This is a genomic window from Rhizobium sp. Root491 (assembly GCF_001427205.1).
Taxonomy (GTDB): Bacteria; Pseudomonadota; Alphaproteobacteria; order Rhizobiales; family Rhizobiaceae; genus Agrobacterium; species Agrobacterium tumefaciens.
Map to the genome: position 1 here is coordinate 109,985 of NZ_LMFF01000017.1, position 24,376 is coordinate 134,360.

The 24,376-nt window shown below is 58.6% G+C and carries 20 protein-coding genes; 5 read left to right on the plus strand and 15 right to left on the minus strand.

The genetic code is table 11. The features are described from left to right. Positions 1-23: 23 nt before the first annotated feature. A complete protein-coding gene (locus ASD46_RS20665; RefSeq protein ID WP_013761084.1) occupies positions 24-830 on the minus strand; it encodes a transporter substrate-binding domain-containing protein in 807 nt (268 codons plus the stop codon). Positions 831-1,156: 326 nt separating this feature from the next. Here ASD46_RS20665 and ASD46_RS20670 point away from each other — a divergent pair, with 326 nt between their 5' ends. Next, complete coding sequence (locus tag ASD46_RS20670; protein WP_013761086.1) at positions 1,157-2,194, plus strand: Ldh family oxidoreductase; 1,038 nt, start codon at positions 1,157-1,159, stop codon at positions 2,192-2,194. 112 nt (positions 2,195-2,306) lie between these two features. Here the strand turns inward: ASD46_RS20670 and ASD46_RS20675 are convergent, their stop codons facing one another. The 3 genes from ASD46_RS20675 to ftsZ form a co-directional block, all read right to left on the minus strand. Continuing rightward, positions 2,307-3,272, minus strand: a complete 966-nt coding sequence (locus ASD46_RS20675; RefSeq protein WP_013761087.1) for a dihydrodipicolinate synthase family protein — start codon at positions 3,270-3,272, stop codon at positions 2,307-2,309. 108 nt (positions 3,273-3,380) lie between these two features. Further along, positions 3,381-4,079 carry a GntR family transcriptional regulator gene (locus tag ASD46_RS20680; protein WP_004431295.1) on the minus strand — a complete coding sequence of 233 codons (699 nt, stop codon included), beginning with the start codon at positions 4,077-4,079 and terminating at the stop codon, positions 3,381-3,383. A gap of 202 nt (positions 4,080-4,281) precedes the next feature. Then, positions 4,282-5,244, minus strand: a complete 963-nt coding sequence (gene ftsZ / locus ASD46_RS20685; RefSeq protein WP_019566702.1) for a cell division protein FtsZ — start codon at positions 5,242-5,244, stop codon at positions 4,282-4,284. 378 nt (positions 5,245-5,622) lie between these two features. Between ftsZ and ASD46_RS20690 the strand changes: the two genes are divergently transcribed. Continuing rightward, on the plus strand, positions 5,623-6,066 hold the full coding sequence (locus ASD46_RS20690; protein WP_013761089.1) for a response regulator: 444 nt from the start codon (positions 5,623-5,625) through the stop codon (positions 6,064-6,066). A 442-nt stretch (positions 6,067-6,508) separates the two neighbouring features. Here ASD46_RS20690 and ASD46_RS26700 read toward each other — a convergent pair whose 3' ends face one another. The 8 genes from ASD46_RS26700 to ASD46_RS20725 all read right to left on the minus strand — a co-directional run bounded on the left by ASD46_RS26700 (position 6,509) and on the right by ASD46_RS20725 (position 16,653). Beyond that, positions 6,509-6,655 (minus strand): DUF1127 domain-containing protein, encoded by a 147-nt coding sequence (locus ASD46_RS26700; protein WP_004431290.1) that lies wholly within the window; start codon positions 6,653-6,655, stop codon positions 6,509-6,511. A gap of 214 nt (positions 6,656-6,869) precedes the next feature. Further along, positions 6,870-7,472: a hypothetical protein gene (locus tag ASD46_RS20695; RefSeq protein WP_013761090.1), complete on the minus strand. Its 603-nt coding sequence runs from the start codon at positions 7,470-7,472 to the stop codon at positions 6,870-6,872. A 213-nt stretch (positions 7,473-7,685) separates the two neighbouring features. Further along, positions 7,686-9,059 carry an alpha-glucosidase/alpha-galactosidase gene (locus ASD46_RS20700; RefSeq protein ID WP_013761091.1) on the minus strand — a complete coding sequence of 458 codons (1,374 nt, stop codon included), beginning with the start codon at positions 9,057-9,059 and terminating at the stop codon, positions 7,686-7,688. Positions 9,060-9,080: 21 nt separating this feature from the next. Then, positions 9,081-10,745: an ABC transporter ATP-binding protein gene (locus ASD46_RS20705; RefSeq protein ID WP_013761092.1), complete on the minus strand. Its 1,665-nt coding sequence runs from the start codon at positions 10,743-10,745 to the stop codon at positions 9,081-9,083. Between the two features lie 12 nt (positions 10,746-10,757). After that, positions 10,758-11,894, minus strand: a complete 1,137-nt coding sequence (locus ASD46_RS20710; protein WP_013761093.1) for an ABC transporter permease — start codon at positions 11,892-11,894, stop codon at positions 10,758-10,760. 1 nt (position 11,895) lies between these two features. Then, on the minus strand, positions 11,896-12,903 hold the full coding sequence (locus tag ASD46_RS20715) for an ABC transporter permease (protein WP_004431273.1): 1,008 nt from the start codon (positions 12,901-12,903) through the stop codon (positions 11,896-11,898). Positions 12,904-12,990: 87 nt separating this feature from the next. After that, complete coding sequence (locus ASD46_RS20720; RefSeq protein ID WP_060642595.1) at positions 12,991-15,078, minus strand: ABC transporter substrate-binding protein; 2,088 nt, start codon at positions 15,076-15,078, stop codon at positions 12,991-12,993. Between the two features lie 108 nt (positions 15,079-15,186). Further along, on the minus strand, positions 15,187-16,653 hold the full coding sequence (locus ASD46_RS20725; protein ID WP_013761095.1) for an alpha-glucosidase/alpha-galactosidase: 1,467 nt from the start codon (positions 16,651-16,653) through the stop codon (positions 15,187-15,189). A gap of 197 nt (positions 16,654-16,850) precedes the next feature. Between ASD46_RS20725 and ASD46_RS20730 the strand changes: the two genes are divergently transcribed. Continuing rightward, positions 16,851-17,744, plus strand: coding sequence for an AraC family transcriptional regulator (locus ASD46_RS20730; protein ID WP_013761096.1), 894 nt, complete (start codon positions 16,851-16,853; stop codon positions 17,742-17,744). A gap of 73 nt (positions 17,745-17,817) precedes the next feature. Beyond that, positions 17,818-18,285 carry a hypothetical protein gene (locus tag ASD46_RS20735; RefSeq protein ID WP_013761097.1) on the plus strand — a complete coding sequence of 156 codons (468 nt, stop codon included), beginning with the start codon at positions 17,818-17,820 and terminating at the stop codon, positions 18,283-18,285. Positions 18,286-18,297: 12 nt separating this feature from the next. Here the strand turns inward: ASD46_RS20735 and ASD46_RS20740 are convergent, their stop codons facing one another. Genes ASD46_RS20740 through ASD46_RS20750 form a run of 3 tightly spaced genes read right to left on the minus strand, consistent with a single transcriptional unit; the run spans position 18,298 to position 22,854 of the window. Next, positions 18,298-19,209, minus strand: a complete 912-nt coding sequence (locus ASD46_RS20740) for a DMT family transporter (protein WP_013761098.1) — start codon at positions 19,207-19,209, stop codon at positions 18,298-18,300. Then, the gene (locus ASD46_RS20745; protein WP_013761099.1) at positions 19,206-21,608 is read right to left on the minus strand and encodes a PIG-L family deacetylase; all 2,403 of its coding nucleotides are present in this window, start codon (positions 21,606-21,608) and stop codon (positions 19,206-19,208) included. The genes ASD46_RS20740 and ASD46_RS20745 overlap by 4 nt, the downstream gene beginning before the upstream one ends. 19 nt (positions 21,609-21,627) lie before the next feature. Next, positions 21,628-22,854 carry an ROK family transcriptional regulator gene (locus ASD46_RS20750; protein ID WP_013761100.1) on the minus strand — a complete coding sequence of 409 codons (1,227 nt, stop codon included), beginning with the start codon at positions 22,852-22,854 and terminating at the stop codon, positions 21,628-21,630. Between the two features lie 245 nt (positions 22,855-23,099). Here ASD46_RS20750 and ASD46_RS20755 point away from each other — a divergent pair, with 245 nt between their 5' ends. Beyond that, on the plus strand, positions 23,100-24,365 hold the full coding sequence (locus ASD46_RS20755) for an extracellular solute-binding protein (protein ID WP_019566690.1): 1,266 nt from the start codon (positions 23,100-23,102) through the stop codon (positions 24,363-24,365). Positions 24,366-24,376 lie beyond the last annotated feature (11 nt).

A 24,376-nucleotide genomic window follows, 5' to 3' on the forward strand; every position in this document is an offset into this window, starting at 1 on the left:
GCGCCGTTTGGGAAAAGTTCCGATCAGCGATAGACGCCGTTGACGGTGAGCGAAGGAACTTCGCCGCCAACCCATTTTCCGTAGAGTTCGGCGTAACGGCCGGTGCGAACCTGCTGGTTGATGAACAGGTTCAGGTAGTTGATGAAGCCATATTCATCGCGGTTGGTGAAGAGAGCGACGTAATCGATGTCATAGGGTGCCTTGCCGACCACCGAGATGCCGGCAAATTTGCCGGTCTTGACGTTGGCCTGTGCAACGGTCGAGGTCGAAACGGTGGCGTCGATCTGGCCCTGGCTGAGCGCGAGGAACACATCGGCCTGCGTCTGGTAAGGACGGAACTCGCCTACGCCCCATTCCTTGACGGTCTTTTCGAGCGCAATGGCTTCGAACGTACCGGCAGTCGCGCCGACGGTCTTGCCCTTCATGTCCTCAAAGGACTTGACGCCGGACTTGTCATTGGCGGTGACAGCCATTTCGAAGGCGAAGTAAGGCACGGTCATGCCAACCGTCTTGGCGCGCTCAAGCGTATCGGACGTGGAGGCAACGCCAACATCGACGCGGCCGGACATCAGCGCCGGAATACGTTCCGGGAAAGGTGTCTCGACGATTTCAGCCGTGACGCCGAGCGCCTTTGCGAGATCGTTGCAATAATCGACATCGAAGCCGATCGGGTTGTTGGCGTCATCACGCGCGCCCATGGGCGGGAAGTCGAGCACGACCGCACAGCGCAGCGTACCGGACGAAATGATGTCGTCAAGCTTGTCGGCCTTGGCCGGAGTAATAGCGAAAGTGGCGGCCAGCAGGCCGGCGACGATGACCGATTTTTTCATTGTTGATTTGCTCCCAGAATTGCTCTGCCATTGAAGGCGAGGTCACTATTTCCCCATGGAGGCGATAAATCAACATAAAAATACAATGAGTATACAAAAAGAATTTTTGCAGCAGCGAACAGTGCTACGGCAGCGAGCTTGCAATTCGGGAACGAAGAGCACGTGAAAATGACGCCCTGGTTGGGCAAGTCTGCCCTACTCTCACCCCGGCGCCTGTGGCAGGAATGGGCACCGGACGCAGAATGCCGAAAAGACGAGTTGCAATAGAATGCCCGTTGTATACTTTATGTATTCAAAATGTGCGAGCCCAATATCGGAGGATTATGATGAGCGACAACACCACATTAACCATCGACGGGCTTTTTCAGCGGGTCGAAGCTATTTTCCGCAAGGCGGGGCTCAATGCCGTGCAGGCGGGAGCGCTTGCGCGAGTTATTGTTGCCGGTGAGCGCGACGCCTGCAAATCGCACGGCATCTACCGCATCGAAGGCGCCCTGCGCACCGTCAAGGCAGGCAAGGTTAAACCCGATGCGATGCCGGAGGTGGCCGCAGACGACGGCACATCGATCGTGAAAGTCAGCGCCAATGGCGGTTTTGCCAACCCCGCTTTCGAGCTTGGCCTGCCTGTTCTGGTGGAGCGGGCGAAACGCACCGGCATCGCCGCGCTCGTCATCAATGATTGCACGCATTTCTCGGCGCTCTGGCCGGAAGTCGAGGGGCTGACAGCGAACGGTCTAGCGGGTCTGGTCATGTGCCCGAGCTATTCCACCGTCGCCCCCACTGGCGGAACCAAGCCGCTGCTCGGCACCAACCCCTTCGCCTTCGGCTGGCCCCGTAAGAACACTTCACCCTATGTCTTTGATTTCGCGACATCTGTTGCGGCGCGCGGCGAGATAGAACTGCACCGTCGCGCGGGAAAATCTTTGCCCGAAGGCTGGGCCGTGGATGCCGACGGAAACCCGACGACCGACCCGGAGGCTGCGCTTGCCGGCGCCATGCTTCCGTTCGGCGGCCACAAGGGTTCGGCGATCGGCACCATGATCGAGCTTCTAGCGGGTATCATGATCGGTGACCTGACCAGCCCTGAAGTACTGGAGTATCTCGGCACCACAACGCTTGCGCCGTTCCATGGCGAGCTGATCGTCGCCTTTTCCCCGGAAGCCTTTGCCAAGGGCCGTCCGGGCGATCCTTTCCAGCGGGCGGAAATCCTGTTCGACGCCATTATCGGACAGGGAGCCCGCCTGCCCTCCGGCCGCCGCTTCACTGCACGCGCCAAATCGGAAAGCGAAGGTATTACCTTGACCGCCGCCGAAATCGCCGGACTCGACCGGCTGCTGGAACGGGGGATGGACGCCGTCTCCTGACATCAGTCCTTCGTCATGCCGAAGCCAATCAGGCATGACGAAGGATATCTATCGAACCTCATAAAACGAAAAAAGGCCCGCAAATGCGGGCCTTTTTCAATGCAGAAAGTAATCAGGCAGCCTTGCAGGCCTGAACCGCACCCGGAAGCTTGCTCCAGTCGGCGTACCAGCTGTTGAACAGCTTGAACTGCGCCTCGACATAACCGCGCTGGCTGTCGCTGAGGGCATCTGTCTCGTTGAAGTGCAGCGTATATTCCTTGTCGCCCTTCAGCACCATCATGTGCTTGAAGTAGAGAACCAGATCCGGGCCTTCATCGAAGGAGGAGAGGACGGCGAGCGCCTGCTCCAGTTCCAGCGCGCGCGCGCGGGCGTCCGCATCGCCCTTGGCGGCGGCCTGCGACAGCTTGCAGAGATGAATGACTTCCTTCGGCAGGACATTGCCGATGCCCGTGATCGCGCCGGTTGCGCCGCAATTGACGAAGCCGTGGACAACGGCAGTATCGACGCCGATCATCAGGGTGACTTCATCATCGCGGCTGGTGATGTTTTCAGCGGCGTAACGCATATCCGCCGGACCACCGAATTCCTTGAAGCCCACGAGGTTCTTGTGTTCCGCACGCAGCGCGAAGAAGAGATCGGCGCGGGTGGCGAAACCGTAATAGGGGCTGTTGTAGATGACAGCGGGCGTTTCGGGAGCGGCCGCAAGGATGGCCTTGAAATGCGCCTTCTGGGCAGCGATGACCGAGCCGCGCGAAAGAACACGCGGAATGACCATCAGGCCCTTTGCGCCAACCTTCTGGGCATGGGCGGCGTGCGCAACGGCAGATGCCGTGTTGACCGCGCCGGTGCCGACGATGACCGGAATGCCGGCTTTTACCAGACGTTCCACACCTTCCATGCGCTGCTCATCGGAAAGAAGCGGCCAGTCGCCCATGGAACCGCAATACACGACGGCAGACATGCCATCGGCGATCAGCTCTTTGCCCTTGCGGACAAGCGCGTCGAAATCGGGGGTGCGATCATCTTTGCAGGGGGTCATCAAGGCGGGAATCACGCCGGAAAAAATGCTGGCCGTCATTACTAGCTCCTAAGGGACAGTTTTTCGGGAATGGACGCACCTCCGCGCCACCCTTTCAACAAGGACATTACAATCTTGTATTTTATTTGTCGACAAGAAATCGACAAGCTACAGATTTATTTCCAGCCGCTCATTGCGCACCAGTAGTTTCTGCACCTGCTGCACGATCTGTTCGGCATGCTCGCGGGCCAGTTTCTCGGACAGAACGGTGTCGCGCGCGGCGATCGCCGCGATGATCGCATCGTGATCGTCGACGAAACGTTTCGGCAGGCGATCATCATAGGACTGGTAATACAGCCGCAAGATGCGCCGTCCCTCATCCAGCAGACGCTTGAACAGACTGGTGAAATAGGGGTTGCGTCCGGCTTCGGCGATGGAAAGGTGCAGGGCGGCATTGGTGGAAATCATCGCCAGCGCATCCTGCTCTTCAACCGCAATGGCAAATTCCGCATTATGGGCGCGGATGCCGGCCAGATCTTCCGGACGGTGATATTGGGCAGCAAGCTGGGTCGTCACCCGGTACATCAGCACCAGCGCATCGAAATAGGTATGCATATTGAGGAAATCGATGTTCGACACCATGGTCGAACGGTTCGGCAGCGTATCGATCAGCCCCTCGCCCGAGAGCCGGACCAGCGCTTCGCGAATGGGCGTGCGCGACATCTTGAACCGCTCGGCAAGCTGCACCTCATCGATTGGACTACCCGGCGGCAGAACCAGATCGAGAATCTCGTCGCGCAGCAGATCGTAGACCATCTTCACGCCGGAGCCACGCTTACGCTCGGCAGAAGCAATTATATCCGTCATAACCAAATCCCTCTTGTCGACATAAAGAGTACTATTATATTTTTTCCATATCAACGCCGCGTTGCAGCACCTGCCCCTCGAATGGCGGAATAATTGTTCAAAAACAACAAAAAGCCGTCACGAAAATTACCCGCGACGGCTTCAATAATTCAATTTGTGACATCGCTGCTTTTTTACAAAGCGCCGCTTCGAGGTAGGGACCTCAGTTACGCAGGCCGGTGGCCACGACGGAAATCTTGAAAGCGCCGTCCAGCGTCGGATCGAAGGACGCGCCCATCACCACATCGGTCTCTTCGCTGACTGCCTCGCGTACAAGCGTCATCGCCTCGTCGATCTCGTAAAGCGTCAGGTCGTTGCCGCCAGAAATCGACACAAGTGCGCCGCGTGCCTCCTTCAGCGACGGTTCGCCGAGCAGCGGGTTGGCGATGGCGGCTGCTGCCGCTTCCGAAGCGCGTTTTGGACCCTTGGCCTGCGCCGTGCCCATAAGCGCGCGTCCGCCATTCTTCATGACGTAACGCACATCGGCGAAGTCGAGATTGACCAGGCCTTCGCGCAGGATGAGATCGGTAATGCAGCGCACGCCGAGGGACAGGACCTTGTCCGCCGTCTTCAGGGCACTTTCAAAGGTCGTGCCGGCATCCGCAATACGCAGCAGGTTCTGGTTTGGAATGACGATGACGGTATCGGCGGTATTAAGCAGATTGGCGAAACCATATTCGGCAGCACGCATGCGGCGCGCGCCCTCGAAGCTGAACGGCAGGGTGACGACACCGACGGTCAAGATATTCTTCGCACGGCACGCTTCCGCGATGACGGGCGCAGCACCGGTGCCGGTACCGCCGCCCATACCGGCGGTGATGAAGCACATGTCGTAACCGTTGAGGTGATCCATGATCTCGTCAAGCGAATCGATTGCCGCCTGCCGGCCAACCTCCGGATCAGCCCCGGCACCCAGCCCGCCTGTAAGTTCGGAGCTGAGTTGCACGAGCCTTGGCGCGTTGGTTTTCTTCAGCGCCTGCGCATCCGTGTTGGCGGCGATGAAATCAACGCCGCCGATGCCCTCGTCGATCATGTTGTTGATCGCGTTTCCGCCGCCGCCACCGACGCCGATAACAGCGATATTGGGCGTATTGCGGGCGATTGGAGCGCGCGGAGACTGGGTCATCGTCTTATTCTCTTTCTAAACTGATAGGGTCTCGCGCCGTTTTTTAACCGCGGCACGCGAATGATCGGCAACGTTCCTGCATTTCCTTCCTGGCGCGTGAAGGACGCTGTAACGCTTTGAATTTGCATGCAAGCCTTTGCCCCGCTTGCGGCTAAAGGCTTGTGCTCCAGGGGCGAAAGATGCGCTACGGCGACTGTCTCCGACCCCTTCCCCGGATGAAAACCAAACCGAATCAACTGCTTCGCTATCTAGAGGTGATAGCCGAAAAGCCGGTCCGTTTACACTGTATTCACCATGTTTATCTCACTTTGGAACGAGTTGCTTCGGCAGGTGTTTGCCTTCCGACCGCGCTAAAGCGCATGGAATGGAGGCAGTCATATGTCCGCATACATCCTGCAAAACGAACCGGGTTTCCGCACGGAACAACCGCGTGTGCTGATCGTGGAGGACGAATTTCTCATCGCCATGGATATCGAAGATTCCATTATGCAGGCGGAAGAGGAAGCTGACGTCATCGGCATCGCCAACCGGCTGGATCAGGCCGTGGCACTCGGCAGCCGCGCAGATATTGCCTTTGTAGACGTCAATCTCGCCGACGGCCAGACCGGCCCGGAGATCGGGAGGCGGCTTTCGCAGGATCACGGCGTCGTGGTGATCTTCATGACGGCAAATCCGGAAGTGGTGGTCAATCTCGGTATCGGCGCAGGCGTTATCGTAAAACCTGTGCCGCAGGACGCCGTGGAACAGTGCCTTTCCTACGCACTTGCCAAGCGCGCGGGCACGCGTGCCATTACGCCCATCGGCATGATGGCTTTCGACTGAACCATTCTTGTGGAGATAAAAAGCGGGTTGCCTGAAAACGGCGCCCGGCGCTGAAAACAAAAAAGCCTGCCGCGGGAGGAGGTGCGGCAGGCTTCTTGAAAGATTGAACAGCGATATGGGAGGAGGAAACCGCTGTCCCCGGGGCAATCCTTGGGAGGAGGAGTAGGATCACCCGCATTACCGAAAGGATGTGGGAGGAGGTACATCCGTTTCGATGATTTGAAGATATCATTTTTTTCTGCATTTCACAGACACAAGCTTGCACCTCAGACATGCATCAAACGCATGGCGATTTTTCCAACGCGAAACATCGATGCAACAGCTTGATTTGCGCCTTTGCACACCATGCCCCGTGGGAGACACAAGCGTCGACGGTTCGCCAAAAACAAAAACGCCCGCGAAGCGGGCGTTTAGTCATTCAAAAGCGGCAATAGCTGCCTGATTACTTGCCGACGGCGGCGCGGGCGACGCTGTTGATCTGGCTACGGTCGATACCGAGATCGTGCAGTTCGCGGCTGCTCATGCGGCCCAGTTCGTTGACGGTCTGACGATACTTGCGCCAGTTATTAAAGCTGCGTGCTACGTTCATGACATTACCCTTTCAAGGTGTTGGCGACGTCAGTAACGTTTCGTTCCGGCGTCCTTTGATGTCCCTTATATGCGCCTTGTCGGGACCAAAGAACAGACAGAATAAGGCAGGCCACCCATGCGCTGAATGCAAGGGTCATCCTCCGAGGGGCGCGGAAAAACAGAAGTATGGCGTAAAATCAGTCATATCGGGGGCCGCTACCGGCACCACGTCGTCAGAACTTGTAGCGAACGCCAAACACATTGGCATTCGTCGCGCCCTTCATATTGCCCAGCGTCTTGCCGCCGCCGGAACGGTGGTGAAGCCGCCAGAAGAACTCCGTCGAGGATTCTTCGCTGAAGGAAACGTTGATTTCCGGGCCGAGGTAAAACAGGACATTTGCGTTGCCGTTGTCCTTGATTTCTTCTTGCCTCTCCCGCCCCGGCTGCGCATCCGACACAAGGCTCAGACCCGCCGTGAAACTCGGCGAAACGAACAACCGTTCCCCGAGCCTGATCTTGTCATATCGCGCGACCGGCCCCGCCCAGACTTCACCAGTGAAACCCTTGCCAAACCTGACGGCAACGCCGATTTCACCGCCCAGCTTCACATTGCCGATGCGATAGGGATAGAACTGATAACCGCCACCCAGAATGGCGTTCTTCTCATAGTCGACCGGAATGACTGCTGCGCTTTTCAGCATGTCTTCCGTGGTGAGGGCGCCGCCAAAACCGAATATCGCTTCGCTTGTCTCCGAGCCCATGTCCTCCGAAGAAAGAGACGGTGTCGCGACCAGGGCAATCATGGCTGCCAGTGACAGACTTGGTGCGATATTCATTTTGCTACTCCTGAACATGGCCGCTTTTATCCGCTCTCATAAGGGTATTCACGTAAGGCGAACATACCCTTACCGAACACAATTAATTTAACACATTCGAAAATGGGCGAGAAAAGCCGTCCTCCGTTGCCGTCGTGGGGGCATAGGTGAAACAGAAAAAGGCCGTGGATGAAACCCACGGCCTTTTGCATTCAGCGGTTCGGCGAAGCGAGCTTACACCGCGCGAGCGCGCTTCACCTCCACCTGCGTCCATTCCGGCAACCAGTCCCGGTGCGCGACAAGCAGATCATCCACCAGCGACCAGATCTGGTCGAGATCGAGTTCCGCTGCCGTATGCGGGTCCATCATCGCCGCGTGGAAGATATGCTCGCGGTTTTCGCTCATCAGCGCCCGCACCGTCAGCTCCTGCACATTGATGTTTGTGCGCATCAGCGCGGTCAGCTGCGGCGGCAATTCTCCGATGAAGGTTGGTTGCACGCCGTTATGATCGACAAGGCAGGGCACTTCCGCAGCGCAATCTGATGGCAGCGAGGTGATGCAGCCATTGTTGCGCTGGTTGCCGTAGATGACAGACGGTTCGCCGGTCCAGACCGAGTTGATGATGGAGGAGGCATATTCCTTGGATTGCTTGACCTCGATCTTCTCGGCTGAGCGATAGGCAGCCGCCTGCCCCTTCCAACGCTCGATCTGCTCGATGCAGCGCTTGGGATATTCATCGAGCGGAATACCGAATTTCTCGATCAGATCCTCGCGCCCCTCCTTGATGAAATAGGGTGTGTATTCGGCAAAATGCTCGGAGCTTTCGGTGACGAAGTAGCCGAGACGCGTCAGCATCTCGTACCGCACCTTGTTGGGGCAGCGCGGGTTCCAGCCGGGCTTCGGCGCACGGCCTTCGCGATAGCCGCGCACGAGATCGGGATAGAGGTTCTTGTAGCTGCCATCAGGCTGGCGGTGCTCGAATTCCAGGAAAAACGCCATGTGGTTGATGCCGGCCGAACGATAGCGGATTTCCTCATAGGGAATATCGAGGTCATGGGCGAGTTCCATGGCCGTGCCCTGCACCGAATGGCAAAGGCCGACCTGCCGGATGGTCGGATATTTCTCCGCAATCGCCCAGGTGTTGATCGCCATCGGGTTGACATATTGCAGCATGATCGCATTGGGGCAGACGGCGAGCATATCCTCGCAAATCTTCCACAGATGCGGCACGGTGCGCAGGCCTCGCATGATGCCGCCGACACCAAGCGTATCGGCAATGGTCTGGCGCAGGCCATATTTGCGCGGCACCTCGAAGTCGGTGACTGTGCAGGGCTCGTATCCGCCGATCTGGAAGGCGACGACGACGAAATCGGCACCGGCGAGCGCCTTTTTCTGGTCTGTAAAAGTCTCGGCTTTCGCCTTTGCCCCGAGCGTCGAAATCAGCTTGTTGACGACGATGGCGCTTTCTTCCAGCCTTTCCCGGTTGATGTCCATCAGCGCGATCGTTGCTCCTGAAAGGGCCGGACGTTGCAGCACGTCGCCGATGATGTTCTTCATGAACACCGTGGAACCTGCGCCGATAAATGTGATCTTGGGATCTCGTGCCATATTTGCCTCCGGCATCTTGAACTATGCGATTTCAAAGGCGGCCCGGACGAGCCGCTGGGTGTATTCGGTTTTCGGGCGGTTCAGCACCTCCTCGACGGGGCCTTCCTCCACGATCCTGCCGCGCTGCATGACGATGACGCGATGGCAGAGAGCGCGAACGACCTTCAGGTCGTGCGAGATGAACAGGTAACTCAAGCCGCGCTCGTCCTGCAGCTTGCGAAGCAGGTCTATGATCTGCGCCTGAACGGAAAGGTCGAGCGCCGAGGTTGGCTCATCGAGCAGGATGAATTCTGGCTCCAGCGCGACTGCACGCGCAATGGCGATGCGCTGGCGCTGGCCGCCGGAGAACTCGTGCGGGAAACGCGAGAGGATGTTGCCGGGCATGCCTGCCGCCTCCAGCGCGTCGCGCACCCGCTCCAGCCTTTCGGCCTTTGTTTTACCAAGCCCGTTGATAACCAGCCCTTCCTCGATGATCTGGCCGATGGTCATGCGTGGATTGAGCGAGGCGAAAGGGTCCTGAAAGACGACCTGCATGCGAGAGCGCAGAGGCCGCATTTGAGACCGGGACCGGCCGTCGACCCTCTCGCCATCGAAAATCACCTCTCCGGCCACCGGCTCGTTCAGCCGCAACAGGGATTGGCCAAAGGTCGTTTTGCCGGACCCGGATTCGCCGACAATTCCCAGCGTTTCATGGCGCTTGAGGGCTAGACCAAGATCGTCGACGGCAACAAGCTCCTTCAATTCCGGCTTGAACAGGCCACCGTAGCGCATCATGAACGACACCCGCACGCCATTCGCCGTCAGCAGCACGCCGGAATTTTCCGGTAGTGGTTTGGCGGTGCCATGCGGCTCGGAAGCAAGCAGCTTTCGGGTATAGGGGTGCTTCGGCGCTGCAAACAGCCGCTCAGTGGTGTTGTGCTCACGCATCTCGCCATGCTGCATGACGTAGACGTAATCGGAAAACTGCTTCACGATCGTCAGGTCATGGGTGATGAGCACCACGGCCATGCCGCGCTTCTTCTGCAGATCGCGTATGAGGTTGAGGATCTGCGCCTGAACTGTCACATCCAGTGCAGTGGTGGGTTCGTCGGCGATCAGCACATCCGGATCGTTGGAGAGCGCCATGGCGATCATGACACGCTGCCGTTGACCGCCGGAAAGCTGGTGCGGATATTGCTTCAGCCGCGCCTCGGGTTCTGGAATCTGCACCTGCCGCAAAAGATCGAGCGCCCTCGCCTCGGCCTGCTTCCTGCTCAGCTTCGAGTGGACGCGGATCGCCTCGACGATCTGACTGCCGATTGTATAGATCGGGTTCAGCGAACTCATCGGCTCCTGAAAGATCATCGAGATACGGTTGCCGCGCAACGCCCGCCGCTGGCGGCTTGAAAATTTCAGGATGTCGTCGCCGTTGAAGCGCACGGTCGCGGTTTTCGAAACCGAGGCCCGCTTCGTCAAAAGCCCCATGATGGTGCGGGCGGTCACCGATTTTCCCGAACCGGATTCGCCAACGATGGCGATCGTCTCCCCACGGTAAAGCTGGAAGGAAATGTCCTTCACTGCCTCCACCGTGCCGTGCTCAACCTTGAAAGTCACGGCAATATTGCGTGCATCGATGATGGCCTGGTCGTTTCGATTATCAGCATCGAAGCGGATGGCAGGGGCGTAGGTGTTCTGTGCAGCAACCATGTTACGCTCCTCTCAATAGGGATCGACAGCATCGCGAAGGCCATCGCCCAGCGCGTTGAAGGCAAAAACGGTGACCAGCACAAAGCCGACCGGCGCAAGGATCCATGGATAGGAACCAATGACGGAATAGGTGGCCGTATCCTGAAGCATCAGCCCCCAGGAGATCAGCGGCGGCTTGACCGCGAAACCGAGAAAGCCAAGGAAGGATTCGAGCAGCACGACGCTTGGAATATGCAGCGTGACGGCAACGATCACATGGCTCATCACATTCGGCAGGATGTGCTGGAAGATAATGCGCCGGTCGGTGGCGCCGACAGCGATCGCGGCGCGGACATAATCGATACGCGCCAGCGCCAGCGTCTTGCCGCGCACCTCGCGAGACATCTGCGCCCAGCCGAGCGCCGACATGACGCCGACTACGAAGAGGAGGAAAACAGTCGTCGGGGCAGTGACCGGGATGAGCGACGTCAAGGCGAGATAGAGCGGCAATTGTGGAAAGGCCAGAACCACTTCCACGAAACGCTGCACCCAGGCATCCAGCGGCCCGCCGAAATATCCTGAGATCAACCCGACGCTGGTGCCGATGACGGTAACGATGGTGACGACACTGAGCGCGATGGCAAGCGAGATGCGCGAGCCATAAATGGCGCGTGACAGCACATCGCGTCCGAACTTGTCGGTTCCGAGAAAATGCACCGGCTGCCCGTCCGTGGTGCCGAAGAAGTGCCGGTTTGCCGGGATGAGGCCGAACAGCCGATATTCCGCGCCTTTCACGAAAAAGCCGAGATAAAGCGGATTGTCGTAATCCGGGCCGACGATAGGCTGGAAGGTCACCGGATCGAGCTCGTCCGTTTCAGCGGTGGCATAGACCCGAGGGAACAGGCTGATATTGCCGTCCTTGTCGGAGAACCGCACCACCTGCGGCGGGGAGAAACTGTCATTGGTTTCAAGCGGGTTCATCGGCGCGAAGAAATCGGCGAAGACTGAGATCGTGATCAACAGCACCACCAGCACCAGCCCCACCATGCCGGTGAAAGAGCGTCTGAGGCGCCGCCACACCAGAGCGAGATAGGTCTCGTTACCCTGAACACCCCGCTCGGGCTTCGCTGCGGCAGCCGATTCATTCTTGAGTTCGTCAACGGCCACCATCTCAAGCCCTCCCGAATTCGCGCACACGCGGGTCGAGCATGGCGAGCAGCATGTCGGCGATGATGTTGCCGATGATGAGCGTGGCGGCCAGCACCATCATGAAGGTTGCGGTGACATAGACATCGCCGACCGCCATGGACCCGACGATGGCGGGACCGACGGTCGGCAGCGCAAAGATGATCGCAGTTTCGATTTCGCCGCTCAGCATGTAGGGCAGCACGACGCCCTGATACATAATGAGCGGATGCACGGCGTTCGGCACGGCGTGGCGCATGATGACCGCACCTTCCGAAAGACCCTTTGCGCGCGCCGTCTCCACATATTGGGCGTTCAGCGTATCCAGCAGATTGCCGCGCATCACCCGCATATTATAGGCAAGTCCACCGAAAACGGCGATGGCAACCACCGGCCAGACATGGCTGACGAGATCGACGAACTTCCCCCATGACCATGGCGCACCGCCATATTGCGGCGAAAAGAAGCTGCCGATTTCCGACACGTCGAAATGAAACACCATCAGGTAGACGAGGATCAGCGCCATCAGGAAGCGCGGAATGGTCATGCCGAGGAAGGCGACGGTCGAAAGCAGATTATCGATCCAGGAATATTGTCTGGTGGCAGCCCAGATGCCGAAACCGATGCCGAGAAGCGATGAAAGAATGTGGCAGACAAGGGCGAGTGCGATGGTGCGCGGCAGGCGTTCGCCGACCACATCGGCAACCGGCTTGTTGTAATAGAAGCTGTAGCCGAAATCGCCGCGTGTGATGATGCCGCCGATCCAGTTGAAATATTGCACGACGATCGGCTTATCGAGACCGTGTTCGATGCGGTAGGCCTGCGCCTGCGCTTCCGCCTGTTCGAAGGACGCGCCGCCCTGGTTCATCAATTGCGAGCGGATGTAGTCAGCATAGTCGCCGGGTGGCGCCTGAATGATGGCGAATGTCACCACGCTCAGGATAAGCAGCACCGGAATGGCGGAGCCTATGCGTATCGTCAGGAATCTCAGCATCGAACGGGTATCCTCCGCTTGGCTAGTCCGTGTGTCTCCGGCCGCGCTTCACGCGCGACCGGTACCGGGTTTTCTCCGGGAGGAGTTCTAGTTGATCGGGCCGCCCTCACCCGGCTTGCCGGGAAGCTGCTCGGGGAAAAGCTCGTATTTGCCCTGCTTGTCGGCCGCGACCCAAAGGCGTTCGCGGATGATGGCGTCTTCAGCCCAGTTGAACATGAAGATCGGCGTACCCTGCGGCAGATTCGAGAACCGCTTGTTGACGATGAGCGCGCCGGGATATTCGGTAAGCCCGATCGTGTAGAGGTTCTGCGTGTAGACCTTCTGATATTGCTTCATCAGTTCCGCCCGCTCGGCATTGTCCTGCGAGGAGATGAATTTGCGCACGATATCGGCCATCTCCTTTTCGAACGGCATCAGATCCAGTTCCTTGCCTTCAGGTGCGCGATGGTTCCAGCTGGTGCGCGGGCCAACGGGTGCCAACTGCTCGGTATTCTGCACCACGGACGAAAGCTCGGTGGAGTTGCGGCGCACCAGCCAGTCGAACTGACCGCCATAATGGGCCGCATCGCGCTGGTTGGAATCAAGGCTGTTGATGACGAGGCGAAGGCCAAGTTTCGCCATTTGCCCGACAAGGCCTTCCGCGATGCTCTTGTCCGTTGTGTAGCCGTTATTGACCAGAAGAATGATCTCGACGTTTCGTCCGCCCAGTGTCTCCTTCGGGAAGTTCAAGAAGCCGTCGCCATCGGTGTCCTTCAGGCCGATTGATGCAAGGGCGGCTTTCGCTTCCTTAAGGTTGAAGGGGTAATAGACCGTGGAATTGCGATCGTAAAAACCGGTGCCCGAGGAAATGCCACCCGGATAGATCGCCGTGAACGGGCCCTTGACGAGGGAGTCGCCGATTGCCTTGCGATCGAGGGCCGAGGTCACCGCCTGACGGAACACCTCGTTGCGGTTCAGCTCGCGAATGGCCTGCCCGCGCTCGTCCGGATTGCCCCAGCCATTGGCGGAAAAGTTCATCTGCAGATTATAGCCGATCAGGCGTGGCCCGAAGGCAAGGCGAGCCGGCGCATTCGGGTCAGCTGCGCGTTTCAGCGAAGCGACGAAATTCTCCGGCTGCTCGAGATTGGAGAAATCGCCCGATCCCGCCACAGCCTGCACATCGCGATCGGCCCAGGTGGAGAGCTTGTAATGAAGCTCGTTGAGATAAGGCAGCTGCTGGGCCTTCTCGTCGACCTTCCAGTAGTATGGATTGCGCCTGAGCACGATGATGTCGTCGGGGCGATATTCCACCGGCACCCAACCACCCATGACAGGCATGTTCATATATTCCGGCGGAAAGGCGTTCTTGAACTGGTTATACGTGTTCTTGGAATATTTCGGGTGCTGTGGTTTCAGAATATGCGCCGGTCCGGGGCAGAAGCTCGGATAAGCCATGGTATAGAGATATTGCTTCGGGAAAGCGGTCTTGAAAGTCCACTCCACCGTATAGTCATCGATCTTTTTGAGCGTGGTGCCTTCGCCGAAGGCTTCAGGCGACGCGCCGCCGCCGAGCGGCGACACGTTGGGATCGAGAACCGCGTCTTCCCAGTAGAACATGACGTCATCGGCGTTGAACGGCACACCGTCAGACCATTTGGCACCCTTGACCAGATGCATCGTTAGCTTGTGGCCATCCTGCGACCATTCCCAGCCTTTGGCGAGATTGGGCAGCGGTTCGGTGTCCTTGGCATTCACCTGAAACAGCGGCGCTGTGCGCGTCAGGCATTCGGAAAGCGCAATATCGATGCCGCCCCAGCCCTGGCTCTGGCCGGCAATGTAGTTCCAGCCCTCGGGCCGTCCGCCGATCACATGGCGCATCGTATCGCCATAAACGCCGATGCCATCAACCATGTTGCCGGTCTTGTAGACCAGCGGCTCCTCAGGCAAGCGTTCCTTCAAGGGCGGCAGCTTGCCGGTCTTCTCGAATTTTTCGGTGATCCAGTCTGGCTCGCTGTAATCAGGCAGGGCCTTGAATTCGAGGATCGAGTCGCGCGCCACATAATTGATCTTGCCTTCCGCCGGAAACTGCGGCGGCTCCGGCGGCGTCGTGGTTTCGAAGGCGTTCGCACTGAGTGCGATCATCGAAACCCCAAGACCCAATGCCGAGATGATACCGATCTTGCGTTGAAGTTGCATCGTCATTCCTCCCAAATGGCAGCTCTTCGACCGCCCACCCTCTGTTGTCGCGATAGCCACGGCGGCGAACTCCCTTTTCACCACCGGCCTGTTCCCATGCCTTTTCCTTCAAACGGCCTTTTTCAGCGCCGATTTCTCGGCCCGTAGTTCCTCGATTGAGCGCACATTGCGGCGCGCCGCACCCGCCCAGTCGCGGGTCTTGACGGTGGATTTCGCAAGCCGCTCCTTGGCATCAGGCACGGCATCCGCATATTGCGGCAGCCAGCGCGCCTGTGCGACGACCATCTCGTCCACCATCTGCCAGACCTCCTCCGGAGTGGCGACGGCGCCGACTAGCGGGTCATGCAGCACGGCAAGCTTCAGAAGATCGATATCGCCGCTGACCGCCGCATGTACCGACATGCGCTGCACGTTGATAGACGCCATGCAGGTCGCCGCGCAGGCTTCCGGCAGCGTGATACCCGAGACCATGTTGATGCCGAAACGATCCACGAAACCGGGCGACTCAATGATCGCATCAGAAGGAAGGTTGGTTATGACGCCATTGTTCTTGACGTTGAAGTGGCCGCGATAGACACGCCCGGTTTCAAGCGCTTCCAGAATGTGGCTCGCATGTTCGTTGGAGCGCTTCTCCGGTTCGATGGGCTTGGCGGCTGACGCCAGGAACTGCGGGAATTCCGTTTCGAACCAGTTCCGCGTCTCGGTGGAGTGGCGCAGATAACCGCCGGTTTCGCCGTGAATCCAGTCCGACATATCGATCCAGCGGGCGATTTCATCCGGGCGCTTGCGGTACCACGGCAGATATTCGGACAGATGGCCGTTGCTCTCCGTCGAATAGACACCGAAGCGCTTAAGCACGTCGATGCGCAGCTTTTCCTGCTGTGAGAAAACCGGATGCGCCTCGAAAGCGGCGACCAGCTCTTCTTTGCCGATCTTGCGGCCATTCAGCCTTAGATCGATGAACCATGTCTGGTGGTTGATGCCCGAGCAGATGTAATCAAGTTCGGACGGGGATTTTGCGCCGAGAATTTCAGCGATCTGCTCCGCACCGTGCTGCACACCGTGGCAAAGACCAACCGTATCCACCTTGCCGTATTCGATGGCTGCCCATGTATTCATGGCCATGGGGTTGGCGTAATTCAGGAACTTGGCACCGGGTGCGGCAACCTCGCGGATATCCTTGCAGAAATCCAGAATGACCGGAATGTTACGCTGGCCATAGAGAATGCCGCCGGCGCAGATGGTGTCACCGACGCACTGGTCGATCCCGTATTTCAGCGGAATACGGATGTCGTCCGCATAGGCTTCCAGACCGCCGACCCGCACACAGCTTATGATGTATTTCGCACCCTCAAGCGCGCGACGGCGGTCGGTATGCGCCGTCACTTTCACCGGAAAACCGTTGGCTTCCACGACCTTGTCGAGGATCGCCCTGATCATATCCAGATTGTGCTGGCTGATATCCGTCAGCGCGACCTCGATGTCGCGAAACTCCGGCACGCACAAAAGATCGGTGAACAGTTTTTTCGTGAATCCGACGCTTCCGGCGCCGATTATAGCGATTTTGAAACTCATAACGCCACCTCTGTTGCAAATCGAACGGGTGAAACGGGCCAAACGATCATGATAAGGCGATGCGAGAATATACCTGTAAGAACCCCGGAAAACCGGCACTCCTGAAAAATTCTCCGCAACAATATCGCGCTGGCTGTCTCCTCGGTTCGGGATTATGCGTATAATGACGAGCGGAACCAGAGAAGGATTATGCTTTCATGGGTAATTTTGTGCTGCGCGATTTGATCGATCAGGGGCCGGGGATGCGGACCGTCTCGCTGCCCCGCGGCCGCCAGACCCTGCACACAATGCCCACCAGCAGCGGCTATGAAATCCGCAGCAGTGGCAATTATGACTGGGACGGACGAAAGCGCGGACAGACACCATTCACTGTGCTGCAATATTGCATTGGCGGACAGGGAAACCTTCGTTACGAGAACCGTCATTACGTGGTGAAGCCAGGCGAAACCCTCCTGTTGCTCATCCCGCACAATCATCGCTACTGGCTGGAAGCGGGAAAGCAATGGGAGTTCTTCTGGATCTCCATGAATGGCGAGGAGGCCTTGCGCATTCACCGCAATATTCTTGCCGTCACCGGGCCTATCCTCAAGCTGCAACAGGAAACCGTCGATCATCTCGCCCATTGTTGCTCGCGCCTCGTCAACGGCGCGGAAACACCAGGGGCGGCCTCCGCCGTCGCCTATGAAGCGGCGATGACGCTTTATGACGACGTGTTCGGCTCGCATCCCTCCTTTGGCGGTGAATATCGCACCATGCAGCAGGTGCTGAGCTATATAGACGGGCATCTCGGAGAGCGTCTTTCCGTCAGCGATCTTGCCGCCGTCGCCGGCCTCAGCCGTGCGCATTTTTCCCGCATCTTCACGGCAAGCGAAGGCCTGCCACCGGCCGAATTTGTATTGCAGCGACGGTTGAGGCGGGCAGCCAAGCTTCTCACCACAGCCGAAAACATCCCCATCAAGGAGGTATCCGTGCTATGCGGCTTCGAAGACCCGAACTATTTCTCGAAGGTCTTCCGCAGGCTATATGGCATCAATCCAAGCGAATTCCGCACCACCGGCATGTATGCGAGCGTTCAGCAGAGCAGATCGTAAAAAACAACTTCGTTTTGCCACGTTTCAGGCGATTAAGAATTGGCCATACAGCCCCTTTTGGAGACCGAATGAGGTGAACAACAAAATCAGGAAGATCCTCATCTTTCCGCTTCGGGCAATCATCGTGTTAGCCCTGATCCTCGACGGCATTTTTCGCCCGCTTTATCGGCCGATCATCAAGGCGATATCCAGACTGACATTCATCAGGAAACTGGAAAGCCGGATTGGCGGATTGCCGCGTCTTGCCATTCTTCTTTTGCTGGCGGTGCCATTTGCCATCGCCGAACCGATGAAAATCATCGGCCTGCTCCTCATCGCGCACGGCACCGTCAAAACGGGAATTGCGCTGACGATCCTCGCTCACCTCGCCACATTCCTGATTGTCGAGCGCATTTACCACGCCGGTCGGGAGAAGCTCCTCACCTACGCCTGGTTCGCATGGATCATGCGATATGTGCGCTTTGCCCGTTCGTTTTACGATCGCTTCAAGCGCGCGACACTGGGCTGGATCCGGCTGAGCGTTCTGGCGCGTCAAAGATAAAAGCGGCACCTTTCACCGCCGGCCGCGCAACTTCCTCAAAAGATATTCCGCAAAGGCGGTTGCCTGCAAGGAGACGAGAATGATGGCAATGCCAAGAACAACACGGGCTTCAGGCACCTCGTCAAACAGGAAGTATCCCACAGCGATCACGAACAAAATCGACAAATATCCAACGGGCGCCAGAACACTGGCGTCAGCGATGCGATAGGCCCGCAGGAAGCAATATTGCCCCATTTGCGCAAGCAGTCCGATGGCGAGCAGCGCCACCCAGTCGAGCGGCATGACCGGTTTCCACGTCCAGATCGCCGGAACGGCGGTAATGACGGCAAGACCCACCGTGTAGAACACCATCATGACAGTGGTGTTTTCCTGCCGCAGCGCCCGGGTCTGGATCACCGCAAGCGCGCCGAACACGACGGAGACGAGGACGACGAGCACGCCTGCGTTAATCTCCGCGCCGCCCGGCCCGATGACTACAAGAACGCCAACAAATGCGAGGCAAGCGCCGACCCAGCGATATCGGCTTACCTTTTCACCGAGAAAGACAACCGCCATGGCCATCGTCACCAGCGGGCGTGAGAAGCCGACAGCATTGACGGTGGCGAGCGGCAAGAGGGTGATGGCGACGAAGTTGCTGGTGAGTGCAATGGCGTTGCAGCAGATTCGGAAAAGGTTGCGCCAGGGATATTTGACGCGCGCCATTTCCCCCCGGTGTCGCCAGATAAGCGGCAGGATGAAGATCAGGCCGATCATCGCTCTTATGAAGACGAGCTGGAATGCCGGATAGGTCACACCCTGCGCCTTGACGAGGGCTGTCATTCCACCCGAAACGAGGGCCATATCCATGAGCAGCCAGCCGATGCCCGCGCGAGCATCGTTTTCGCGCGGGTTTTCCTGTTTTTCACTCTGGTCCTGGCCATTCACGCGGGTTGCACAAGGTTGGCCATGAGGCGAAAGGCCCCCGGCACCAGCTTGTCCATCTGGTGGTGCAGCACGAGGCTTGTATGCGTATGCCGGCCCTTGCCAATGGCCGCCGAGACCAGCGCCCCTTTCAGAGGCTGTTCATCGACATCGTGCATGGCGAGCAGGGGTTCATAAGCATCATCCCAGCGCGCAGCGAAATAGAGCCCTCTCTCCTTGTCCCAGCCCGTCCAGTCGGCAGCACCGATCGTGTTGGGCCCGACAAGCAATGGATGATCGGGCAATAGCACCGTCACCTCCGCATTTGGGTCCGTCACCCGCCAACGCAGGGAAGGCTTACCGATCTCAAGCCGCCTGATGGGCGTCGTCTCGGGATTCCATCCGTCGGTTGGACGGTGATAGAGCGTGACAAGATGGCCGCCTTCTTCGACGAAGCGGTGAAGCCTTTCGGTTGCCGCAGCCAGATCCTTGCGAATGCCGAAGGCGAAGATGCCGACAACGATTGTCGTGAAGGACGAGAGATCACCGCCAAGCGCCTGCGCATCGAGTTCGGTGACATCAAGACCCATGCGCGAAAGCCATGACCCGACCCGGTCGGCACCGCCGCCGACATAACCGACGCGCGCGCCCTCGGGCAGCTTGAGATCGAGCGAGAGGATTTTCAGAGCGGAGGGTGCCAGAAACCGCGCCCGGCCGATATGCGGATATGCGATGGGCGTGATCTGGAAGGCAGGTTGTGAACCGACAAGCGCTTCGATCTGGGCAAGGCCAACCGCTGCCTCACCGGTGCGCTCGGCAATCCAGTCATTGCCGGTCTTGCGCAGGTTCCAGCCACCCGTACTCCTGAAAGACAGCGGTGCATCGGCACCCTTTATGTGTGCCTGAAAAACATGGGAATCCTGCCCCTGTCCAAGTGGAACCAGAAGCGCATCGGGCGAAATCGTCAGCGACTGCGCCGGCGTCACGAAAAACGGCTCCTCCAGATCGAAAGCGGCCGAAACCTCCCTGCCTCCAATCCTTACGGACAGGCGCACCGAGGCATGACCATTGCCGCCTGAGGCTTTCCAGTCGGGCTGGTAAAGCCCGGAAACGGCCGCGTCCTGATCGGCGGCAAGCGAGAAGACCATTGTCTGGCCACGCGACTGAACTGAAGACGATACGCCAGCCGGAAGGACCGGGGTAACCTCGACGTCAAATTCAGCCGCCTTTCCCGCGAGTTCCACATAGAGAGATGACGTCCCACCTGGAACGATCTCGGCTGGCTCGGCATAGGCCCGCTCGAAAAGATCGAGTGCCGTCAGGATAGCGGCATCGACCTGCGCCCGTTTGCGCGCGATCCGGTGCCCATGCAACTCCCTGAAGTCCTGCGCTGCGGCCTCGTCGACCTCTTGCAAAAGGGTTGCCGCCGTCAGAAGTGAGGCCGTGATCCGCTGCGTGTCGGGAAAGGCATCGATTGCGTCAGTGATTGCCTGTTCGGCTGCAACCAGCGCCTTTGCCAAATCGGCGGTAAGACCCGGAAAAGCCGAGAGATCAGCCAGCGATGACGGCAGGCTGTCGAGGATCGAGCTTTCCTCACCGACTGCGACGTTGGAGAGTTCCAGATGCAGTGGCCATGCTTCCTGCGCCCGCTTCGGCCAATGCCCCATTCCCTGTGAGGCATGATAGTAACGCGACCACTCGCCGATGCGGTCATATTGCGCGCCGGTTGCCCGCTCCTTGCCCACCGCGTTGACTGTCAGCGTCGTTTCCGGCGGAGGCACTTCGTCATCATAGGTGTCACCACCACCAGACCATGCGGGAAGATAATATTTGGCCACCTTCCACGGCTTCAGCCCCTCGGAGAAATGCTCGGGATAGGCGGCAGGATCAGCCGCCAGCGCGATTGCGCTTTTCGCCGCGCGCGTCATGGCGCGGTGATGCCCGTGTTGTCCCGGCACATCGAGAAATGTCGGAATGACGATATCGGGCCGTTCCTTGCGATAGGCGCGCACCAGCCTCTCGACGATGCGCTGCTGCCCCCATCGACCGAAGGTCTGGTCGCCATCCTTGGAGAAGCCGAAGTCGTGGATGATATCCGCCGGCCCATGGCCGAGCCAGCTTATGTCCGCATCGATGATGCGGGCCGCCTCCTCCAGCTCCCGCGACCGGATGACGCCAAGCGCGCCCAGCCGCTCCGGCCCAAGCGCATTCTGCCCGCCTTCACCGCGCGTCGAACAGGCGACGATGGTCCGCATGCCCAGTTCCATCCGGAAATAGGCGAGAAGCCCGTTCTGCTCGTCGTCCGGATGCGCACCGGTGTGCATGACGGTGACAGTGGATTTCAGTGCGCTCAGTTTACGGTGCAGACGCACGAGCCATGGATCGGCCATCTGCCGTTCGATGCGCTCCCGGGGGTTAAGCATGGGCGGTCTCCTCCAATATTCAGCCGGGCACCTGCGCTGCGGCGCCCAGGGACGTCTCAAGTTTTGGTGTGACAATGTCGAACAGCGGCAAGGCGGCAGCACCAAGCGCCGCCGTCAACTGTCCGGACTTGCCGTGGATGACGCGCGGCAACTCTCTTTGCCGCCGGCTTGCAACCGAAGTCGGCAGATGCCCCATCCGCGCAATGATCTCGCTGATGATGTTTTCAGGCAGCGCACCGCCGAGAATGACCGTCTGCGGATCGAGAATGTTCTCGAGCATCGCCACCATGGGCGCCAGATGGACGGCTGCCTCGTCGATCCATTCCATCACGACCGGATTGCCCGCGCTGAACAGGGCTTCAAGATCATCAAGCTCCGTGTCCGCAACACCGGCGCAGACGAGCTTTTCCTTGAGCACATAGACGGAAGCATAGGCCTCCAGACAACCTCTTTGCCCGCAAGACGGGCAAGGCCTTCCCTTGGGCGAGACCGTCACATGGCCGATTTCGCCGGCGTTGCCGAAAGCGCCGCGATAGGGCGAACCATCCTGGATGATGCCGAGACCAATGCCGACGCCGAAATAGATCATGCAGAAATTCGGGATAGCCAGCCCTGCGCCGAACAGGCGCTCGCCGACGGCAGCGGCCGTCGCATCGTTTTCCACCACGACCTGTTGGCCGCAGGCATCGCTCAGCATCTGGCGGGCATCGATACCCACCCAGCCAGAAAGCGTCGTCGGACCGACAGAGGTCATGCCGTCAATCTCGAAAGGTCCGGGCATGACGACGCCGGTGCCAAGCAGCCTGCACCCGACATTCTTCGCAACCGCTGCATGCTCCGCCGCAAAGGTTTTGAGTATGGCGTCCGGCGTGGTGTCCTTGAGCGGGGTAACGCGCTGCGTGCGCAACACGCCGGCCAGATCAAGACCGACGGTGACCATATGGTCTGCGGCAATCTCCACCCCGATCGTTGCGCCACCATCCGGGTTGACAGCAAACTGTATCGGCGGCTGGCCCCTGCCGGTGCGCCGGCGACCAAGCTCTTTCAGGAGCCCCTCGCCCACCAGCTCATCGACGATATTGGCGACCGCCTGGGGTGTGAGATGCGTGATCTTGGCTAACTGGGCGCGACCGAGCGAGCCGTGCCGCCTGACGATGTCGAGGACGACTCGCCTGTTGTGTTCGCGGCTGCGCTCAGGATTTTTTCCGATTGCTACGGGATAGGTATCCACCGTGTGCACCGTCATCTCTTCAACTTCCCGTCCGTTAGAAAATTCATAGCGTCGAAGTGAGGATAAGCGCAATATAATAATTCAAGTAAATTATGTTATTGACAAATGCTCGCCTTCAGAGAACCGTAGAGAGCGACCGGGGGTCAGAATTGCAAGGGGCGGAACGCCTAAAAATCCCGCTGCCGGCAAATCGATGAGCGCGCGCGAAAGCGCGGATAAAGGGAACGATCACTCCGCATCCGGAAGACCGGGCGGAGAAAATGGAGGCTTACATGCGCAGGGCAACTTTGTTCGCCGGCTTGGTCGCCGGTTTCAGCACATTTGCATTCAACGCCGCGCAGGCGGTTGAAATCGAATATTGGCAATATGTCTTCGACACACGCGTCAAAGCGATGGACGAGCTTATCGCCGAGTTTCAGAAGGCCAATCCGGATATCACCGTCAAACAGGTGACCTTCCCTTATGCCGACTACCAGACGCGAGTGATTGCCGCCAACATGTCCGGTAAAGGCCCTGACGTGATGCAGCTCTTCTACGGCTGGCTCGACAAGTTTGCAGCCGGCGGTATCTTGCAGCCGCTGCCGACCGACGCTTTCCCGCATGACAAGATCGAAAGCGAATTTTTCCCCATCGTCGGCGCCATGAAGCGCGGCGACGATTATTACGGCCTGCCGACGGCGGTTCGCTCGCTCGCACTTTTCTACAACAAGAAGCTCTTCACGGAAGCCGGTCTTGACGCCGCCAATCCGCCGAAGACGCTGGACGAATTTGTTGCCGCGGCGGAAAAGATCGCCAAGCACGATGCCGCCGGAAACCTGACCGTTGCAGGCTCCACGCTCGATATGGGCGGTCAGGACCACCAATGGTGGCGCGAAGTTCTTATCCGCCAATATGGCGGCGAGCCCTACACCGACAACGACCAAAAAGTCACCTATGACAGCGAGGCGGGCATCCAGGCGCTGAAGTTTTATACGAGCCTGCAGCTTGAAAAGAAGATCGGTCAGGTAGGCTTTATGGACGAAGGCCAGGCTGCCTTCCGTGCGGGCAAGGCAGGAATGACCATCGACGGCACGTTCAGGCTTGGATCTTTCAGAACCATCAAGGACTTTGAGTGGGGCGTGACCGAGCTTCCCACCAACGACAAGAATATCCGCTCCAACTATGCCAGCTATTTCGCCAATGGCATCAGCGCCAAGACAACCGGTGAAGAACTGGAAGCGTCGAAGAAATTCCTCGCTTACATCTCCTCACCGGAAGCCATGGCGATCTGGCTGAAGACGGTTGGCGAGTTGCCGGCGCGGCGATCTGCGGCGTTGACCGAGGAGAACCTGAAAGACCCGATCTATGCACCGTTCCTGAAGGGTCTCGAATACGCCCATACGACACGGTTCATGGATGAGGCGGCCCAGCGGCAGAACGCCATCGACATGACGAACCGGATTTTGCTCGAGGGTCAATCCGTCGAGGAGTCCATCAAGCAGGCCGCCAGCGCCGAGCAGGAAATCATCGACGCGGCCAAACCGTAAAACCGCAGGTC

Coding starts and splice junctions, on each gene's coding strand:
- ASD46_RS20670 (WP_013761086.1), top strand. CDS start 1,157: ATGAGCGACAACACCACATTAACCATCGACGGGCTTTTTCAGCGGGTC.
- ASD46_RS20720 (WP_060642595.1), bottom strand. CDS start 15,078: ATGCAACTTCAACGCAAGATCGGTATCATCTCGGCATTGGGTCTTGGG.
- ftsZ (WP_019566702.1), bottom strand. CDS start 5,244: ATGACCCAGTCTCCGCGCGCTCCAATCGCCCGCAATACGCCCAATATC.
- ASD46_RS20750 (WP_013761100.1), bottom strand. CDS start 22,854: ATGACGGTGCACACGGTGGATACCTATCCCGTAGCAATCGGAAAAAAT.
- ASD46_RS20710 (WP_013761093.1), bottom strand. CDS start 11,894: ATGGTGGCCGTTGACGAACTCAAGAATGAATCGGCTGCCGCAGCGAAG.
- ASD46_RS20725 (WP_013761095.1), bottom strand. CDS start 16,653: ATGAGTTTCAAAATCGCTATAATCGGCGCCGGAAGCGTCGGATTCACG.
- ASD46_RS20755 (WP_019566690.1), top strand. CDS start 23,100: ATGGAGGCTTACATGCGCAGGGCAACTTTGTTCGCCGGCTTGGTCGCC.
- ASD46_RS20690 (WP_013761089.1), top strand. CDS start 5,623: ATGTCCGCATACATCCTGCAAAACGAACCGGGTTTCCGCACGGAACAA.
- ASD46_RS20705 (WP_013761092.1), bottom strand. CDS start 10,745: ATGGTTGCTGCACAGAACACCTACGCCCCTGCCATCCGCTTCGATGCT.
- ASD46_RS20675 (WP_013761087.1), bottom strand. CDS start 3,272: ATGACGGCCAGCATTTTTTCCGGCGTGATTCCCGCCTTGATGACCCCC.
- ASD46_RS20695 (WP_013761090.1), bottom strand. CDS start 7,472: ATGAATATCGCACCAAGTCTGTCACTGGCAGCCATGATTGCCCTGGTC.
- ASD46_RS20665 (WP_013761084.1), bottom strand. CDS start 830: ATGAAAAAATCGGTCATCGTCGCCGGCCTGCTGGCCGCCACTTTCGCT.
- ASD46_RS20745 (WP_013761099.1), bottom strand. CDS start 21,608: ATGCTTAACCCCCGGGAGCGCATCGAACGGCAGATGGCCGATCCATGG.
- ASD46_RS20715 (WP_004431273.1), bottom strand. CDS start 12,903: ATGCTGAGATTCCTGACGATACGCATAGGCTCCGCCATTCCGGTGCTG.
- ASD46_RS20700 (WP_013761091.1), bottom strand. CDS start 9,059: ATGGCACGAGATCCCAAGATCACATTTATCGGCGCAGGTTCCACGGTG.
- ASD46_RS20680 (WP_004431295.1), bottom strand. CDS start 4,079: ATGACGGATATAATTGCTTCTGCCGAGCGTAAGCGTGGCTCCGGCGTG.
- ASD46_RS26700 (WP_004431290.1), bottom strand. CDS start 6,655: ATGAACGTAGCACGCAGCTTTAATAACTGGCGCAAGTATCGTCAGACC.
- ASD46_RS20730 (WP_013761096.1), top strand. CDS start 16,851: ATGGGTAATTTTGTGCTGCGCGATTTGATCGATCAGGGGCCGGGGATG.